Genomic DNA, 17,377 nt, shown 5'->3' with positions numbered 1-17,377 from the left:
AAATCAGAAAGTTATATTTAAATTAAAGGGGATATATCATGAATTTACACATTACGAAAGAAATCAATACCGACGCTAAAAAACATATAAACAATCAGCTTTATGAATATAATTTAAAGCACTTTCCATCTGATTTAAGAGACAGATACTTAGAGATTCATTTATTTCTTAAAGATGAAAATGGTAAAATACGCGGGGGGATATTAGGTGAAGTCTGTTGGAATTGGTTAGAGATTCACTCTTTTATCATGGATGAAGATATACGTGCATTAGGGTATGGAACTAAACTGTTATTAGAAGTAGAAAAAATCGCTTTAGAAAGAAATTGTGATTTTATTAAAGTTGACACTTTAAGCTTTCAAGCATTAGATTTCTATAAAAAATACGGTTATAAAGAGTATGGTATCCTCGATAACGTAGGAAGAGATTATAAGCACTACTATTTGAAAAAGGATTTATAAATAATAAAAAACGCTCAGAGAATATTCTCCGAGCGTTTTCAACTGCTAATAATAAATGTCTCTTTATGCTATGCAGTTTTATGATACTCTTTTTTTTCCGCCACTTTAGAAAACCTCGGGAAACCAATTAATATAGAAATGATTCCACATACTCCAACTAAAATTGGATAAAATGCATATGGTAACAATTCGACCGGAGATAACGCAGCAAATCCTGCCGCTGTTAACATTTGAGCACCATATGGGATTAACCCTTGTACACAGCAAGAGAAAAGATCCAGTACACTCGCTGATTTACGGGGATCAATTTCATACTGATCTGCAATATTTTTCGCAAGCGGACCTGTAAAAATGATAGAGATTGTATTGTTTGCTGTACACATATTCGTCATACTCACTAAGCCAGCAATACCGAACTCTGCTCCTTTTTTCGAACGAATATTATGCGTTAAAAGATTCATTAAATATTGAATACCACCATTATATTGGATCAGTTCGACCATACCACCGATTAAAATGGCAAGTAATACTAACTCCATCATACCGCCCATTCCAGTCGTTACACTTTTAAAGAAACTCTCCAACGTGTAACTTCCATCTATAAGACCTATAGCGCCAGATAATACAGTTCCACCAGTTAACACAATAAGTACATTCCAGCCAAGTAGCGCGGTAATAAGTACTCCTGCATACGGTAAAATCTTTATCCAGTCAAAACTATGGGCTTTAACTTGTGTATCACTTCCTAAAGTAATTATTACTAATAGTACAATTGTAATAATAGCGGCTGGTAATACAATTAAAAAGTTCGTTTTAAACTTATCTTTCATTTCTGTTCCTTGTGAACGAACAGCAGCAATTGTTGTATCTGAAATAAATGATAAATTATCACCAAACATCGCTCCGCCCACAACCGTAGCCATCGCAAGTGCAATTGAGATATCAGTTTGCCCACTAATACCTACAGCAATTGGTGCTAGTGCTGCAATTGTTCCCATTGAAGTTCCCATCGCTAATGAAATAAATGCCCCTATAACAAAAATTCCAGCAACGATAAATCCTGGTGGCAAAATAGATAACGCTAAATTAACAGTTGAATCAACTCCGCCCATTCCTTTTGCTGTTTCAGAAAACGCCCCTGCAAGTACAAAAATTAATACCATAATCATAATATCCGGATTTCCTGCACCTTTAGCAAATCGTTCTACTTTCACATTAAAGCTTTCTTTACGATTCATCACTAAAGCAATTCCTACAGCAATTGAAATTGCTACAAGTATCGGCAATTTATAGAAATCACCTGTAATAATTCCAGAACCAATAAATAGCGCCAAAAATATTCCAAGTGGTAATAACGCTAAACCATTTCCTCTCGTTTCTTTCAACGTATCATCTCTCCCTAGTTTTCAACCTTTTCTAATGAATAACAAAAGACCTCTTCCGATGAGAAGAGGTCTTATACATCTATAAGAAACACTCTTCTCATCTTTCAAGCACATGCTTGCTGGATTTGGCACAGCACTCTGAAATCGAGTCCGCTGCCGAGGCATCGTAGGGCCAGTCCCTCCGCCTCTCTTTATAAGAAGGTTTCATATTTATTTTTTAATAATAATTTCTTTCCTAACTTTACTCGCTTACAAAACAAAAGTCAATTATTTTTTGTATAGTTTTTTTTGGTAATTATACAAAAATATGAATACATCAATCATTTTAACTTTTCAATTTCTTTATCCAATACTGAGATCCAATAAAATTCTCCATTTTTTATCGTTGCTACAATCCATTTCGTTGTATGCCAAGCTAATTCATATTCTTCCTTCGTAACATCGTCCATTCTATAAGCATCCTCTAACTCATCTTCATCTAATACATAAATCTCACCGTTTGGTAACAATACGACATCTAAATATAAATCATCAAAATAAGGTAAACCATGCTCGTCTATTTTAAATTCTTTCGTCACATCGATATAATATTGCACTAATTGTTTTTGATTGTCTAACATAGCTGTAATTGCAAAGTTTTTCCCGTTTATAAAATATTGCATCCATGTATACCCATCACCTGCAATGCAAAGCTCTTTACTATTGTATTCTTTATAACTAGGCTCTCTCACCTTTTTTATATCCAATATTCCTAACATACCTGCTTCAGCTTGTTTTACTGTGTATGTCTTCTCTAATAATCGCTTCCACGTAGAACCATCACCGTACTTACGTTTCATAACTTTCTCTCCTCTTCTACATACAGAAAAGCTCTCACATAATATGTGAGAGCTTTTCAAATCATAATTAAGCCGCTTGACCCTTTTCAGATATCTCTTTTAAATAGGCTTGTCCTTTTTCAGCGTCATATTGACCTTCCCACTTAGACATAACTACAGCCGCTAAAGAGTTACCTACAACGTTAACTGCCGTACGAGCCATATCTAGAATACGGTCAATACCTGCAATAAATGCTAAACCTTCAGCTGGAATACCAACTGTACCAAGTGTTGCTAATAATACAACGAATGATACGCCCGGTACACCCGCGATACCTTTTGATGTAACCATTAATACAAGTAATAATGTAATTTGTTGTGTAATGGATAATTCAATACCGTACATTTGCGCTAAGAAAATTGCCGCAATTGCTTGATATAAAGTTGATCCATCTAAGTTAAATGAATAACCTGTCGGAATAACGAAAGACGTAATTGCTTTCGGACAACCGAATTTCTCCATTTTCTCCATAATTTTCGGTAAAACCGTTTCTGAACTTGCTGTAGAATACGCTAAGATCAGCTCGTCTTTTAAAATTTTAAAGAATTGAAAAATGTTAATACCGAATATTTTCGCTGTAAGTCCTAATACGACCACAACGAAGAATATCATCGCCCCATATACTACAATGAGTAATTTCCCTAATGGAATTAATGAAGCTAATCCGAATGTAGAAACTGTAACACCAATTAATGCGAATACACCAAATGGTGCAAACTTCATAACTTGGTTCGTTACATAAAACATTGCATCTGCCACACCTTGGAAAAATTGTAGAACTGGTTTGCCACGCTCACCAACTGCTGCTACACCTAAACCAAATAATACTGAGAAGAAGATAATAGCAAGCATATCACCTTCAGCTAATGATTTCATAATGTTCGTCGGAACAATATTTACAAACGTATCCGCGAACGAATGACTTTGTACTTGCTCTGTCGTATGTGTATATTTAGAAATATCTGTTTTTGTTAACTTATCCATATCAACGCCTTTTCCAGGTTGGAAAATGTTCGCTATTAATAGACCAACAGCAATTGCAATCGTTGTAATAATTTCAAAGTAAATAATTGTTTTTCCGCCTAGTCGACCTAACTTCTTAACATCGCCAACACCAGCAACCCCAACAACAATACTAGCTACAACAATCGGTACAACAATCATCTTAATTAATCGGATGAAAATATCACCAATTGGCTGTAAGTACTTCACCACTTCCGGATTGCCAAAGAAAATCGCCCCAACTGCAATACCAAGCGCAAGTCCTATTAAAATTTGCCATGCAAGTCCTATTCTTTTCATACTTGTGGTAACCCCCTCTTCGATGTGTCACTCTATCTCTCATTCTATCTCTATAAAACTTGAAATTAAGAGTATTACATATTATTCGACAATTCACTACATTTTGTCCCTGTTAAAAATCATAAATCAAAATTTAAAATCTGACAACAAAATAAGTTTGCACGAATGCAAATAATTTTCTTGACAAAAACAAACCTCATGTCAGAAAACCTCACATGAAATCGATTCCTTACTAGTGATTGTTAGGTTATTAAACTACTGTTTCGTTATGGAAAATTCCATTATTTTCCATGTTTTTTAAAAAAATATAGAAATTGATATCTTTTTCTATACATTCAAGAATTTTAACTTTATGACAAACACTACGAAAAAACACTAAATTCCGACAAAACTTAGCAAAATTATAAAATTTTCTTTACATTATGATTACAACGATAGACACTCTTCTTCTTATGATATATAACATTCATAGGGAAAGGAGCCATACAACAATGAAAAAGAAATTTGCAGCATTTAGTGTTTTAGCAGCTGGAACGATTTTCGTTTCCCCGTTACTTTCACCCGTATACGCTGAAACGAATGAAAATAAATTATCTAATATTCAATCTGAATTAGAAGGCAAACAAAATGACTTACAAAATAAATCAGCTGAGAAAGAACAAATAGAAAAAGAAATCCAGGAATTACAAAAAAAAATCGACGAATTAACTACTTCTATTAATAAAAACGAAGCTGAATTAAACGATACAAAAAAAGAAATTAGCAAAACGCAGCAAACAATTGCTGAAAAAAAGAAACATATAGAGCAATTACAAACAAACATAGATACACGTCAAGAGGTTATTAAACAACGACTACAATCTATGCAAGAGAAGCCTCGTACGAGTATCATTACAGAAGTATTAACAAGTTCTGCAAATATCGCTGATCTTGTTGATAATATGTATTCTGTAAGTTTAATTTTAAATAACGATACCGATATTGTGAAAAAGCAAACAGATGATCAACATGCTGTAACGACAGAAAAAGAGGCTGTTGAGAAAAAAGAGCAACAACTGAAAGAATCTGAACAAAAATTAGAGCAAAAACAACAAGAGTTACAAAGTAATCAACAACAGCAACAAACTCTTATTAAAGATCTACATACGAAAGTATCAAAAGTAGATTCCGAGATTGAAGGATTAGAAGAGTCACAAGGTATTTTAGAAAACCAGCGTCAAGCTGTTCAAAAAGCAATTGAAGAAGAAAAACGTGCGGAGGAAGCTCGGAAAGCGGAAGAGGCACGCAAGGCTGAGGAAGCAAAAAAACAAGCCGCTGCTTCTGCTAAAGAAAGCACACAAGCCGCACCAACACCGCAAGATACGAACAAAGGTGGATTTATTAAACCTGCGGCTGGATCAAAAACTTCTGGATTCGGCGCACGTTCTTTAGATAACCATAAAGGAATCGATATCGCAGCTTCGGGAACAGTTCCGATTATTGCCGCTGCAGATGGTGTTGTTATCCGTTCAGAATTATCCTCTAGTTACGGAAACGTTGTTTACTTATCTCACCGTGTTAACGGAAAAACATATACGACAGTGTATGCACATATGAATAGTCGCTCTGTATCCAATGGACAAACTGTAAAACAAGGCGATCAACTTGGCTTTATGGGAAATACCGGTCAATCTTACGGACAACATTTACACTTTGAACTTCATATTGGAGAATGGAATGTCGGCAAGACAAACGCAGTCGACCCATCTCCTTATATCGGATTATAAAAAACTCGGTGCATACCGAGTTTTTTCACTACCATTTCACACTCTATAGGCCTTTCACATAAACTACAACTAAATGCCTATATTTTGCGAGGTGATAAATATGAATACACAATTACAAGAGGAAATAGAAGAAGCTAGGGAAACATACATCGGCCGAATATTCACACTTGGCGGATCCGCTTTATTTTTAATAGGATCCTTTATCGCAGTTGTTGCTGCTTATAAAACATATAACCGTTTATTAAATACACCTACAACACAATAAAAAGACGGAGAATTGATCCTCCGTCTTTTTATTATGCAAACATTTTAAATACGCCTATCGCATTTAAAAATACGATAATTACAGTTACTGGAATGATATAACGAAGTAAGAAGAACCAAATGTTAAACAATGTTTTCCCTTTCGTTTCCGTAACTTCTAATTCTTTCATTAATAACTCTTTACTCATTTTATTTGGTACGAATAGTGAAATGGCTAGTACCCCTAATGGCAGTAACACATTACTCACCGAAAAATCGACGAAATCAAAGAATGTCTTACCAAATATTTTCACATCACTCATAATTCCAAACGATAATGCTGATGGAATTCCAACTGCAAAAATAAGAATACCAATTAATAACGATGCTGATGGACGCTTCTTCTCATTACCTTTCGCAACAGATGCTACTACAATTTCAAGCATTGAAATCGCAGATGTTAAAGTCGCAAAGAAGAATAACACTAAAAACATAATAAAGAAAAATTGTCCAAATGGTATTTTTGCAAATACAGCAGGAAGGATGATAAATAATAGTCCTGGTCCTTCAGTCGGCTTAACCCCTAATGCGAAAATCGCTGGGAAAATTGCCAACCCTGCAAGCACTGTAATAAAAATAGTTAAACTTACAATAGATGTTGCTGATTTAGCTAAATGCTCTTCTTTCTTTAAATATGAACTATAGGTTACCATTACCGAGGCACCTACCGTTAGTGAGAAGAAAGATTGTCCCATCGCATATAAAATCGTATCTGCTGTAAGCTTTGAAAAATCTGGTTTTAAGAAGAACTCTACCCCAGCCATAGCACCATCAAGTGTTAACGCACGAATAATGATAGCAATAAATAAAATAAATAATAGCGGCATCATGTACTTACTTGCTTTTTCTATGCCTTTTTCCACACCTTTGCTAACAACAAAAATGGTACAAAGCATAAAGATGAATTGTGCTCCAATAGCACTTGCTGGATTTGCAATTGTTTCACCAAACAATTGCCCATAATCGACTACACCGTTCCAGAAACTACCTGTGACACTATAGTATAAATAAAGTAAAATCCATCCGCCTACAACACTATAGAAAGATAGTACGCTAAAACAAGTAACAACTCCCATACGACCAATCCAAGGATATAACTTACTATTTGGTACTAATATTTTATAAGCTGTAACCGCCTCTTTTTGGGTACTACGTCCGATAACAAATTCAGCTATAAGAAGAGGCATACCAATAAATACAGTTAATAGTAAGAATACAAGGAAGAATGCGCCTCCCCCGCCATTACCTGCAACATATGGAAATTTCCATATTGCCCCAAGACCTACTGCGGCTCCGGCTGCTGCGAGTACAAAGCCTATTTTCGACGTCCATTGCTGTGTTTCTTTCATTATAATTTCTCCTTTTCTGAATATTTAAACTTTTACTAATTATACACTTTCATTTCATACTCGCACACCTCCTTTAGAAAATAAAAAAGTCCCCTACACGCAAATATGCATGTAGAGGACGATATATGTAATATAAATACCGTGGTACCACCTCAATTGGATTGATAAATCCCACTTGTTCAAGTACAGGAAAACTCCGATACTCTATCCTTTTAACGGCGGAACCCGGGTTGCCTACTGCAATGTTCAGCATACCTCTCGCAAGCCCATTCTGTATATTTTATCGTACCGGGCTCACACCTTACCCCAGCTCTCTGAACGCATCAAATATACGTACTCTTCTTGCTCATCGATTTCATCTATTGAAGTTACTTGTGATTATAAATTATATTCTTATAGTTGTAAAGAACAATTTACTCATTATCCTATATGAACCTTTCTCTCTAATTCTTGTAAAAACAATTCTCTTTTTTCTCCATTTAGAATATATACTGACTTTAATACTTCTTGTAATAATATATTTCTCTGCCGCTTATCTACTTGTAATTTTTTCACTTTTATTCTTACTTCATATAAAAAATTAAGATACGCTTCATATGTCTCATCATATTTATTTGCGATATCGTCACGAATTTTTTTCGCCAATTTCGGGCTTGCTCCTCCTGTAGAAACAGCTACATTAAGCAAACCACGATGAAACACCGCCGGAAAATGAACATTTCCACTTGCCGGATTCGTAATAACATTTACCAATTGATTTACCGAGGCATCTTCAGCAATTTGTTCATTTAGTACCGAATCGCCAGTCGCTGCAACTACTAAAAAAGCATCTTTAATATCACTTTTCTCATACTCTCTTTGATACCAACGAATTTGCTTTTCTTCTACAAGTTTCACTAAATTCGCATCTAATTCTGTACTTACCACAACTATATCCGCACCTTGTTTTAGTAAAGGAATAATTTTAAACCCTGCTACTTTCCCTCCACCAATGACAACAACACGTTTCTTATCAACTCGTACTGTAAGTGGATACATATTGATCCCCCTTCAATATTTCCTCTGTTTTTTGAATTAACATCTCTCGAAACGCTACATTCTTTCCTAAATATGGACTTATTGTTATCTCTTCCGACTCATATTGACGCACTTCTTTCTCAACATGTTTCATGAGTAAACCTGTAAATAATAAGTAAGGTAACACAACAATGTTCCGTTCTTTTTGTTTTACAATTTCTTTCAACTTCTCATCAAACTTCGGCTCCGCGGCTGCTAAATAACAAACTTCCACCTCTTTAATGTTCTCTTCTTTTTGAAATAAAGAAGAAATCCACTTTATGTCTTGTAAAGTTTCCGGATCACTACTACCTCTTGCAACAAGCAAAAGTGTTACTTCTTCTTCATAGTCTTTAATGCCACTTCCGTTATATACCGCTTTTACAAGCACTTCTGATACACCAAATGGATTACCATACACTATTTTGATATCCGGATATTCTTCGTTTAACTTTCGTAATTCAAACGGAATATCTTTCTTTACATGTCCTGCCGCTAATAAAAAAACAGGAATAGCAACAATCTCTGTAGCACCACGCTTCACGCATGCACGAAATCCTTCTTCAATAGAAGGACTCGCTAGCTCTAAAAAACAAATTTCTTGAATATTTGCCTCTACACAGTTCATACATGATGTAATAAATGCAACCACTTCTTCTTTTGCTGCTCTCAAACGGCTTCCATGACATATATACAAGACAGCCTTCATTTTACAATACTCCACTTACTGGATATGCATTTTCCGTTTGTTTCTCAAACCAATGTATCTTTTCTCTAAAACGGACAACTTCTCCAATAACAATCATACTCGGATTTTGAATTCGTTCTTTTTTGGCAACATCTACAATTGTTCCTAACGTCGCTGTAACAGTACGCTGCATAGATGTCGTTCCCCACTCAATGATAGCGGCAGGTGTACTTTGATCTTTTCCGTGTTTTATTAGTTGTTCACATATGTAAGGTAAATTACTAACCCCCATATAGACCGCTAATGTATCTACACCTTTCGCTAAACTTTCCCACTTCACTTCCTCTTCAGCCCCTTCTTTCCGGTGCCCTGTCACAACAGCAAAACTTGCACTTGCATCGCGATGCGTTACTGGAATTCCAGCATAAGCAGGAGCAGCTATCCCAGCTGAAATACCAGGAATAATTTCAAATGGGATACTTTGCTTCGCTAACGCTTCAGCTTCTTCTCCACCTCTTCCAAATACAAATGGATCTCCGCCCTTAAGCCTCGTTACAACTCTTCCTTTTTTCGCATATTTAATAAGAAATGTGTTAATTGTCTCTTGCTTCATCGTGTGATAATTTGGGAGTTTCCCGCAATAAATTAAATCCGCTTCAGGCTTTGCATAAGAGAGCAATTCTTTATTTACGAGACGATCGTACAAAATAACATCGGCCTTCTCGATGCATCTCAACCCTTTAACAGTAATTAAATCCGGATCACCAGGACCCGCCCCAACGATATAAACCTTCCCCATCATCTCTCCTCATTTCTACTATAAAATGAAACTTCCACTCTTCATCACGAATGGAAGTTACTATTATTTCGGATTACACTGCTCCTTACTCATGAATAACAAATGCCGCACCTTTTCGAATCTTCTTTTTTTCATATAAAGAAAGTTCTTTCACTTCTGGTAGCGGTAAAAAGTATTTTTCAAGTTCTATCTCTGCAAGCTTAAATGCGTGTTCTTCACTTTGAGCAACAACGACTATCGGAACAACACTATTCGCTAATACAGCTTCAAATCGATATAAATCCATATTGCCCCTCCTAAGACGCTATTACTTCTTCTACTACACGATTTAGTACAATTTGTAATTCTTCCACTCCAACACGTCCGACGAAATCATAAAACGTTTCGGCTAGTAATTTATTCTTTTGGAAATAACTTAAAAAGGACACGAGAACATCCGGCAAATCTTCTCCATCTATTTTTCCTTTTAATTTTTCGTTATATGCTCCTCCGTCTAATAGCGTTCCGCCCACATATATTTCAAACGCCTCAACGATTCCCTTTTCCTTTGTTTTCAGTTTCACTCCTTGCAAACCAATATCAGCAATTTGACGTTGACCACAGGAATTCGGGCATCCTACCATATGAATTCGAACTGGTACATCAAGTGCAATTTGTGTATCTAAGTACTCTGCGATTTTGCGTAATCTTTCTTTCGTTTCTACTAACGCAAGATTACAATACTCAATACCAGTACATGAAACCGCATGACCGATAAAGGATTTTGGATTTGCAGAAATTGCTTCAAACAACGGTTCACTTAATAGTCCTTCAATATTTTCTGGCGGAATATTCGGAACAATAAAGTTTTGAGAGTTACAAGTTCGAATTTGCCCGTTTCCATATTTCTTTGCAATGCTTGCAATCTCAAACATTTCCTCTGCATGTAAACGCCCTACTGGTACATTAAAGCCGACATACTTTAATCCTTCTTGTTTTTGATCTTGAACGCCATAAAAGTATCCTGCATTCCAGCCTTTGAGAGCACTTTCCCCTTTACTTTGCAATGGGCCTGTGTATTCTACTAGTTTCTCTTTAAATTTCTCAGCGCCCCAGTCAGCGATAAGAAATTTCAAACGTGCTAAGTGGCGTTTTTCACGATATCCAAAATCACGGAATATAGTAGCAATTGCAATCGCTACCTTTTTCACTTCTTCTGGTAAAACGAACACGTCTAATTCTTCTGCTAAGTATGGACGAGCTGATAAGCCACCGCCTACTTTTATATGAAAGCCAACTTTTTTCTCACCATCTATCTCTTTCGTTGCAGGTGTAAATGCAACACAGTTAATCTCTGCGTTTGCTGAGTTATAAATGTTAGAACTAATAGACATTTTAAATTTACGTGGTAGATTAGAAAACTCTTCATTATGTTGGAAATAGTCATATACCTCTTTCACAATATGCGTTGTATCAAACAATTCATTCGCATCAATTCCAGCAAGTGGATTACCTGTAATATTACGTGTTATATCACCACACGCCCCTGCTGAAGATAATCCAACTCTTGCTAACCTTTTAAAAATATCTGGAATTTGCTGAATTTCTAACCAGTGAAACTGAATCGCCTGTCTTGTCGTAATATCTATTACATCGCGTCCATAATCCTCAGCGATAGAAGCAAGCACTTCTGCCTGCGCGTTTGTAATAATCCCTGAAGGAATATTTACCCGCATCATAAAATAGCCAGCTTCTTTCGGTCTTTGCAAATACAATCCTGCCCATTTAAATGCGTCCCACTCTTCTTTCGGAATAGATTCGAATCCATTTTCTGCGTAGTATGGAATATCATTAAAAATTTCCAAACCATCTTTTTCTAATTTATTTTTCTCAGTCTGATTTAATTTTTCGTTATTAGCCCATACTTTTTCATAGCTCATTTTTAAATCCCCCTATATAAAACTACGCTCTTGTAAGTATTTCACGATTTGTTCTGCACATTCTTCAATAGAATACTTGTGCGTTTCTACAATTAATTCTGCTTGTTCTGGTTCCTCATACGGTGAATCAATTCCCGTAAACTCTTTAATATCACCTTTTCTCGCCTTTTTATAAAGTCCTTTCGGATCACGTTTCTCACACTCTTCAATCGGACAATTCACAAAGACTTCAATAAACTCATCTGCCGCTAATAGATCTCTAACTTGTTTTCTGTCTACTCGAAATGGTGAAATAAACGCTGTAAGGACAACAGTTCCTTGATCTACCAATAGCTTCGCCACTTCGCCAATACGTCTTATATTTTCCATGCGATCACTTTCAGAAAAACCTAAATCTTTATTTAAACCTTGGCGAATATTATCCCCATCAAGCACATAATTTCCGATATTCTTTTCAAATAGTTTACGAGCAACCGCATTCGCTACTGTAGATTTACCCGAAGCTGATAAACCAGTAAACCAAACTACAAAACTGTGATGCCCATTCTTCATTCTTCTCTCATCTTTTGAAACAGAAGCTGTATGCCAAGTAGTATTCGTATCCATCTCATTCTCTCCCTATTCTGTTACTACTTCTTTTTTCAAACCTTTAATTAATACTTCCACTACTTCTTTACGGCTAAATGTACTTGGCGGAATCTCACCATTCCTTAACATTTCTCGTACTTTCGTACCCGATAAGATGACACGGTCTTCTTTCCCATGCGGACATGTTTTCGTTGAAGCCATTGCTTCACATTTAGTGCAGTAAAAACTATGTTCAAAAAATAACGGCGTAATCCCTAACTCTTCTACTGTAAAATTCGTAAAGATTTCCTGCGCTTCATATGTTCCGTAATAGTCCCCTACCCCAGCATGATCACGCCCTACAATAAAGTGGGTACACCCAAAATTCTTTCTTACCAATGCATGAAATATCGCCTCCCTCGGTCCCGCGTAACGCATTGCTGCAGGAAATACACCTAAAAAGACACGACTTTTCGGATAATAGTTTTGAAGCAATACTTCGTAGCTTTCCATCCTTACATCAGCAGGAATATCATCTGACTTTGTTTCCCCAACAAGCGGATTTAAAAAGAGACCATCTACAATTTCAAGAGCAGATTTTTGAATATATTCATGGGCACGATGTACCGGATTTCTCGTTTGAAATCCGACTACTGTTTTCCAACCACGTTTTTTAAATTCTTCTCTCGTTTCAATTGGGTCTAAATGATAAGAGGGAAATTGCTTATTTTCAAAGCGTTTTATAAGCTTAATAGCTCCTCCAACGTAAACATTTGGTCGTTCATATAATTTTTTCACCCCTGGATGAGCCTCATCCGTCGTTTTATATACAAGTAGCGCTTCTTTTTCTTTATCAGGTGCAAAAATATCTTCTATTTGAATGACACCATATATATTTCTGTCGTTGACAAGTTTTACTTCCTCTCCAGCTTTTAGTCCCGCTGCTACTTCTTCTGTTACTGGTAATGCAATCGGTATACTCCAAACACTACCGTTTACTAAACGAAGCGTTTCTACAACTGAGTCATAATCTCTCTTCCCTAAAAATCCTGTAAGTGGACTATATCCCCCTGTCGCTAGCAGTTCTAAATCACTTAACGCAATGTTGTCTAATTCAATTTCTTTTTCAATTTGTGATACGTCGTATGTCTCATCTACACGGTTTATTAATTCGTTTATTGTAGTCATTTTCTATATCCCCTCTTAGCTTTATTTCAAGATTCATCTTATTGGTAATGAAGACCGCATTCGTTTTTCATTTTCCCGGCCCACCTACCATCTCTTGAATCACCACCCGCACCTACAGGTAACGTACACTTCTCACACCCGATACTTGGATACCCAATATCATGCAATGGGTTATACGGCAAGTTATGTTTATATACATATCGCCACACTTCTTTCCACGTCCAATGAATGAGCGGACAAACTTTAATAGATTGAAAACGATGATCTTGATTTATAAACTTTGTATGCTTACGCGTTTCTAATTGTTCCCTTCTCAAACCCGATATCCACGCCTTTTCCGCTGCAAGTGATTTTTCTAATGGTAAAATTTTCCTAATATTACAACAGAGATTCGGATTGCTTTCCCATAGTTTCTCACCATGCAACTTCGCTTGTTCATCAAGTGTAAGTTCTGGCTGTATTTCTATAATATTTAATGAAGGAAATCGTTCCCGCACTTTTTGAATTAATTCATACGTCTCTTTAAAATGAACATTTGTATCCAAAAATACAACTTTAGCAGATGGATTTACTTGGTTTATAAGGTGCAGTAATACCATACCTTCCACTCCAAAGCTACATGCGTATACAATTTCATCTTTATACTCTTTATAAGCCCAATTTAATACGGATAGCGCGCCTTTCGTTTCATCTTCTTCTGAAAATGAAACACCATTTTCTTCCCACGTTTCATACGTCAACATGTTCTTTCCCCCTGTAAAAGCAAAAAGACGGTTTTAACCTAATAAAATAGGTTAAAACCGCCTCTAGTTTTTCTAGTCAGCGCTTTTTACTTTAAACGTACTTTTTCACTTTTCTCTAATTGAATTACTTTTCCATCTTGCACCACAATTGTAATGGAACCATATTTCATATCAGCAAGCATCGCTTGAACTTTCTCAGATACTTCATCAAAATGTTCCCGTACACTCACGCGAACAGCCCCCCTTTTTATTCATAAAAAAAATCTTTCCCATTTCGAAAAGACTGTTCGGTAATATATTTTACCTTATCTTTCAAAATGGATTCCATTTTGCTGGATTTAGCACCTTGCTTTCTATAAGCAGGTTGCCGAGCTTCGTCGGGCCAGTTCCCTCCGCTTCTCTTGATAAGCTTTGTATTTGTATTTTATCACAATTCTGATTTTTTTCAATCCTAGTTTTCCGATATATTTTAATTATTTTATTTTATCCCGCTATTCGCGGGCATTAAAACTCCCACCTCAAAATTCGGCTGGAGCAAAGAAGTTAGGTGGGAGCCCTGCTGACCGTAAACGCCCGATTCGTGAGGGCTAATGATCAGTGGGGGATGAACAAAACCCCCACTGATTATTGTTTCACTTTATAAAAAAGGAATTGCCCATCCGAACAACTCCTTTTCCCTATTTAAATAAGCTCTTTAATACGTATGCGATCGTTCCCAATAATATTTTCATATGTCTCACGCTCTACAACAATTTGCGATGTTCCGCCTTTCGCAAAGACGACGGCCGGTCTTCGAATACGATTATAATTATTGGCCATCGAGTACCCATATGCCCCCGTACAAGAAACTGCTAGTAAATCGGAAGAAGCAACTTTCGGTAGATTAATATCCCAAATCAGCATGTCTCCACTCTCACAGCATTTCCCAGCAATCGAAACGAGTTCCTCATTCGCATCATTCCCTCGATTCGCTAGCATCGCTTCATAACGTGCGCTATATAAGGCAGGTCTTAAATTATCTGTCATTCCGCCATCCACTGATACATATTTCCGAATACCAGGAATGTCTTTCACAGATCCGACTGTATAAATTGTCGTTCCAGTATCACCTACAATGCTACGACCTGGTTCAACCCATATTTCTGGCAGCGGATATTCACATACTGTAAATTGTTCTCTCACTGCACTTGTTACAGCTCGCACATATGTCTCAAGAGTTAATGGCGTATCTGACTCTGTGTAGCGTATTCCGAATCCTCCGCCCACATTTAACACTTTTACTACATAATTCATTTGCTCTCTCACTTCTTCTAAAAATTGGCGAAGAACTTCAATTGCTCGAACAAAACCAGCCGTTTCAAATATTTGTGATCCGATGTGCGAGTGAATTCCTAGCACATTATAATTTGATTTTTGCAAAGCTAGCTCAATCACTTGCATCGCTTGACCATTTGAAACACCAAATCCAAATTTCGAATCTTCTTGACCTGTTGTTATATATTCGTGTGTATGTGCCTCTACTCCAGGCGTTACACGGATTAATATGTTCACAAATTTCCCATGTTGCATTGCCAAATCATGTAAGATTTCTAATTCTAAGAAATTATCTACTACAAAACAACCGATATTCGCCTGAAGAGCCATAATCATTTCTTCTTCTGTTTTATTATTTCCGTGAAAATGAATACGCGATGCCGGAAAACCAGCTTGGAGCGCAGTATATAATTCCCCTCCAGAAACAACGTCTAAAGACATATTCTCTTCACGAGCTACTCGGCACATCTCCATGCACAAGAACGCCTTGCTTGCATATGCTACTTGATAAGAGAAACCACTTTCTTTAAAAGCACGATGAAACGCGCGGCACTTTCCTCGAATAGACTCTTCATCGTATACATAAAGTGGTGTTCCGTATTGTTTTGCTAGCTGCGTCGTATCGCACCCACCAATTTCTAAGTGTCCTTGCCCATTGATTCGGCTTGTGCCGTGTAAATACATTTGAATTCCTCCCTTATTTCCTCTAAAACTCATAACCCCAATCTTCTATTCATTGCAGCACGCTTTTAGATAGACAAAAAACGCGCGGAACAATGTTCACACGCGTTTCTTATTAGGAAAAATATATATTGAAAAAATAAACGAGTTGTTATCTCCTCAAAATAAGAAACCGCATCAACATCTCCAAATAGCTCTCCATAAAATAAATCTTATGACAGTACTACATTTATTCAATGCAGTCCCAATATATGAATAAGATGGTTATTCTTATATTTCGGCAATAGTCCCTTTCAACCTATGATCACAGATTCCATTAAATCTCCCATAGCTTACTCTTTCCTATTGCGGCCTCTACCTTTGAGAGTAGATGAGGTAAGTCTATTTAATTTTCAAACATCTAATTGTTGCTATTAACAATACCAAAGGACCATTTTATTTGTCAAACAATTTTTTATATTGTTTTTTTACAGTTTAATTTTGTATCATTTGGTAAGCGCTTTACTGAAACCTTTGTCACTTCCCATTCGCCCTCTTCGTTATTAAATGTAATCGTTACCTTCTCAAATGGTGGAGCAATTTTCCCAGCAACACGTTCATACTTCGTTACTTCAATACTCGCTTGAAATAAATATGTACCACTATACACTTTTTTTAAACTAATAATTTTAGGACATTGATAAGGCTTCAAGCTCCCATATTGTTTTTCAATTGCCTTATTTATTTTTGGAAATAAAACAGAATAAAGTGCATCTTCCATAAGGGGTGCATCATATTGCGCTACTGACATACTCGGTGAGGCAAAAAGTATAACACTACTGCATACTATAAAATATAATAATTTTCGCATTATAACCTCCGTTTTATTACTCGATTCTTTCTGCGCACGATAATTATCATACATAGAAACTCCGTTTTATTGTCTCCCACTGCCCTTTTTCTACTCAATTATTATAAAAAAGCCCACAACTCTCTTT

The 17,377-nt window shown here is 36.4% G+C and carries 18 protein-coding genes, 3 riboswitches and 1 other annotated feature; of the genes, 3 read left to right on the top strand and 15 right to left on the bottom strand.

What is annotated here, in order from left to right:
- The first annotated feature begins 38 nt into the window (after positions 1–38).
- Complete coding sequence (locus KPL75_RS21295; protein ID WP_219917669.1) at positions 39–461, top strand: GNAT family N-acetyltransferase; 423 nt, start codon at positions 39–41, stop codon at positions 459–461.
- Between the two features lie 68 nt (positions 462–529).
- Here the strand turns inward: KPL75_RS21295 and KPL75_RS21290 are convergent, their stop codons facing one another.
- From KPL75_RS21290 to gltP, 3 genes are all read right to left on the bottom strand, one after another.
- A complete protein-coding gene (locus KPL75_RS21290) occupies positions 530–1,846 on the bottom strand; it encodes a Na+/H+ antiporter NhaC family protein (RefSeq protein WP_219917667.1) in 1,317 nt (438 codons plus the stop codon).
- Positions 1,847–1,940: 94 nt separating this feature from the next.
- Positions 1,941–2,046, bottom strand: a riboswitch (SAM riboswitch).
- A gap of 120 nt (positions 2,047–2,166) precedes the next feature.
- Positions 2,167–2,685, bottom strand: a complete 519-nt coding sequence (locus KPL75_RS21285) for a ribonuclease FAU-1 family protein (RefSeq protein ID WP_219917666.1) — start codon at positions 2,683–2,685, stop codon at positions 2,167–2,169.
- A 67-nt stretch (positions 2,686–2,752) separates the two neighbouring features.
- Complete coding sequence (gltP, locus tag KPL75_RS21280) at positions 2,753–4,027, bottom strand: glutamate/aspartate:proton symporter GltP (protein ID WP_002086711.1); 1,275 nt, start codon at positions 4,025–4,027, stop codon at positions 2,753–2,755.
- Between the two features lie 491 nt (positions 4,028–4,518).
- Between gltP and KPL75_RS21275 the strand changes: the two genes are divergently transcribed.
- Entirely contained in the window at positions 4,519–5,793 is a 1,275-nt protein-coding gene (locus KPL75_RS21275) for a murein hydrolase activator EnvC family protein (RefSeq protein WP_219917665.1), read from the top strand.
- Between the two features lie 100 nt (positions 5,794–5,893).
- Complete coding sequence (locus KPL75_RS21270; protein WP_219917664.1) at positions 5,894–6,058, top strand: hypothetical protein; 165 nt, start codon at positions 5,894–5,896, stop codon at positions 6,056–6,058.
- A gap of 31 nt (positions 6,059–6,089) precedes the next feature.
- On the opposite strand, the gene KPL75_RS21265 is transcribed toward KPL75_RS21270, so the two are convergent.
- From KPL75_RS21265 to KPL75_RS21210, 12 genes are all read right to left on the bottom strand, one after another.
- A complete protein-coding gene (locus tag KPL75_RS21265; RefSeq protein WP_219917662.1) occupies positions 6,090–7,445 on the bottom strand; it encodes a sodium-dependent transporter in 1,356 nt (451 codons plus the stop codon).
- Between the two features lie 111 nt (positions 7,446–7,556).
- Positions 7,557–7,804, bottom strand: a binding site (T-box leader).
- Positions 7,805–7,865: 61 nt separating this feature from the next.
- Positions 7,866–8,483: an NAD(P)-binding protein gene (locus tag KPL75_RS21260; protein WP_219917660.1), complete on the bottom strand. Its 618-nt coding sequence runs from the start codon at positions 8,481–8,483 to the stop codon at positions 7,866–7,868.
- Positions 8,458–9,210, bottom strand: a complete 753-nt coding sequence (locus tag KPL75_RS21255) for a sirohydrochlorin chelatase (protein ID WP_219917658.1) — start codon at positions 9,208–9,210, stop codon at positions 8,458–8,460. The genes KPL75_RS21260 and KPL75_RS21255 overlap by 26 nt, the downstream gene beginning before the upstream one ends.
- A 1-nt stretch (position 9,211) precedes the next feature.
- Entirely contained in the window at positions 9,212–9,988 is a 777-nt protein-coding gene (gene cobA / locus KPL75_RS21250; protein ID WP_219917656.1) for a uroporphyrinogen-III C-methyltransferase, read from the bottom strand.
- Positions 9,989–10,073: 85 nt separating this feature from the next.
- Positions 10,074–10,274, bottom strand: a complete 201-nt coding sequence (locus tag KPL75_RS21245) for a DUF3906 family protein (protein WP_219917654.1) — start codon at positions 10,272–10,274, stop codon at positions 10,074–10,076.
- 10 nt (positions 10,275–10,284) lie between these two features.
- Complete coding sequence (locus KPL75_RS21240; protein WP_219917652.1) at positions 10,285–11,907, bottom strand: nitrite/sulfite reductase; 1,623 nt, start codon at positions 11,905–11,907, stop codon at positions 10,285–10,287.
- A 12-nt stretch (positions 11,908–11,919) separates the two neighbouring features.
- Positions 11,920–12,513 (bottom strand): adenylyl-sulfate kinase, encoded by a 594-nt coding sequence (gene cysC / locus KPL75_RS21235; RefSeq protein ID WP_219917650.1) that lies wholly within the window; start codon positions 12,511–12,513, stop codon positions 11,920–11,922.
- A gap of 12 nt (positions 12,514–12,525) precedes the next feature.
- Positions 12,526–13,662, bottom strand: a complete 1,137-nt coding sequence (gene sat / locus KPL75_RS21230; RefSeq protein WP_219917646.1) for a sulfate adenylyltransferase — start codon at positions 13,660–13,662, stop codon at positions 12,526–12,528.
- A 38-nt stretch (positions 13,663–13,700) separates the two neighbouring features.
- Positions 13,701–14,405, bottom strand: coding sequence for a phosphoadenylyl-sulfate reductase (locus tag KPL75_RS21225; protein ID WP_219917643.1), 705 nt, complete (start codon positions 14,403–14,405; stop codon positions 13,701–13,703).
- A gap of 86 nt (positions 14,406–14,491) precedes the next feature.
- On the bottom strand, positions 14,492–14,635 hold the full coding sequence (locus KPL75_RS21220; protein WP_219917642.1) for a YezD family protein: 144 nt from the start codon (positions 14,633–14,635) through the stop codon (positions 14,492–14,494).
- Between the two features lie 72 nt (positions 14,636–14,707).
- Positions 14,708–14,816: riboswitch (SAM riboswitch) on the bottom strand.
- Between the two features lie 270 nt (positions 14,817–15,086).
- The gene (gene lysA / locus KPL75_RS21215) at positions 15,087–16,403 is read right to left on the bottom strand and encodes a diaminopimelate decarboxylase (RefSeq protein WP_219917641.1); all 1,317 of its coding nucleotides are present in this window, start codon (positions 16,401–16,403) and stop codon (positions 15,087–15,089) included.
- Positions 16,404–16,583: 180 nt separating this feature from the next.
- Positions 16,584–16,765, bottom strand: a riboswitch (Lysine riboswitch).
- 89 nt (positions 16,766–16,854) lie between these two features.
- Entirely contained in the window at positions 16,855–17,250 is a 396-nt protein-coding gene (locus tag KPL75_RS21210) for a DUF3888 domain-containing protein (protein WP_219917640.1), read from the bottom strand.
- Positions 17,251–17,377 lie beyond the last annotated feature (127 nt).

The organism is Bacillus sp. NP247, assembly GCF_018966865.1.
Classification (GTDB): domain Bacteria; phylum Bacillota; class Bacilli; order Bacillales; family Bacillaceae_G; genus Bacillus_A.
The sequence above is the reverse complement of the archived record's forward strand: the minus strand, read 5'-3'. Positions and strand labels throughout refer to the sequence as shown.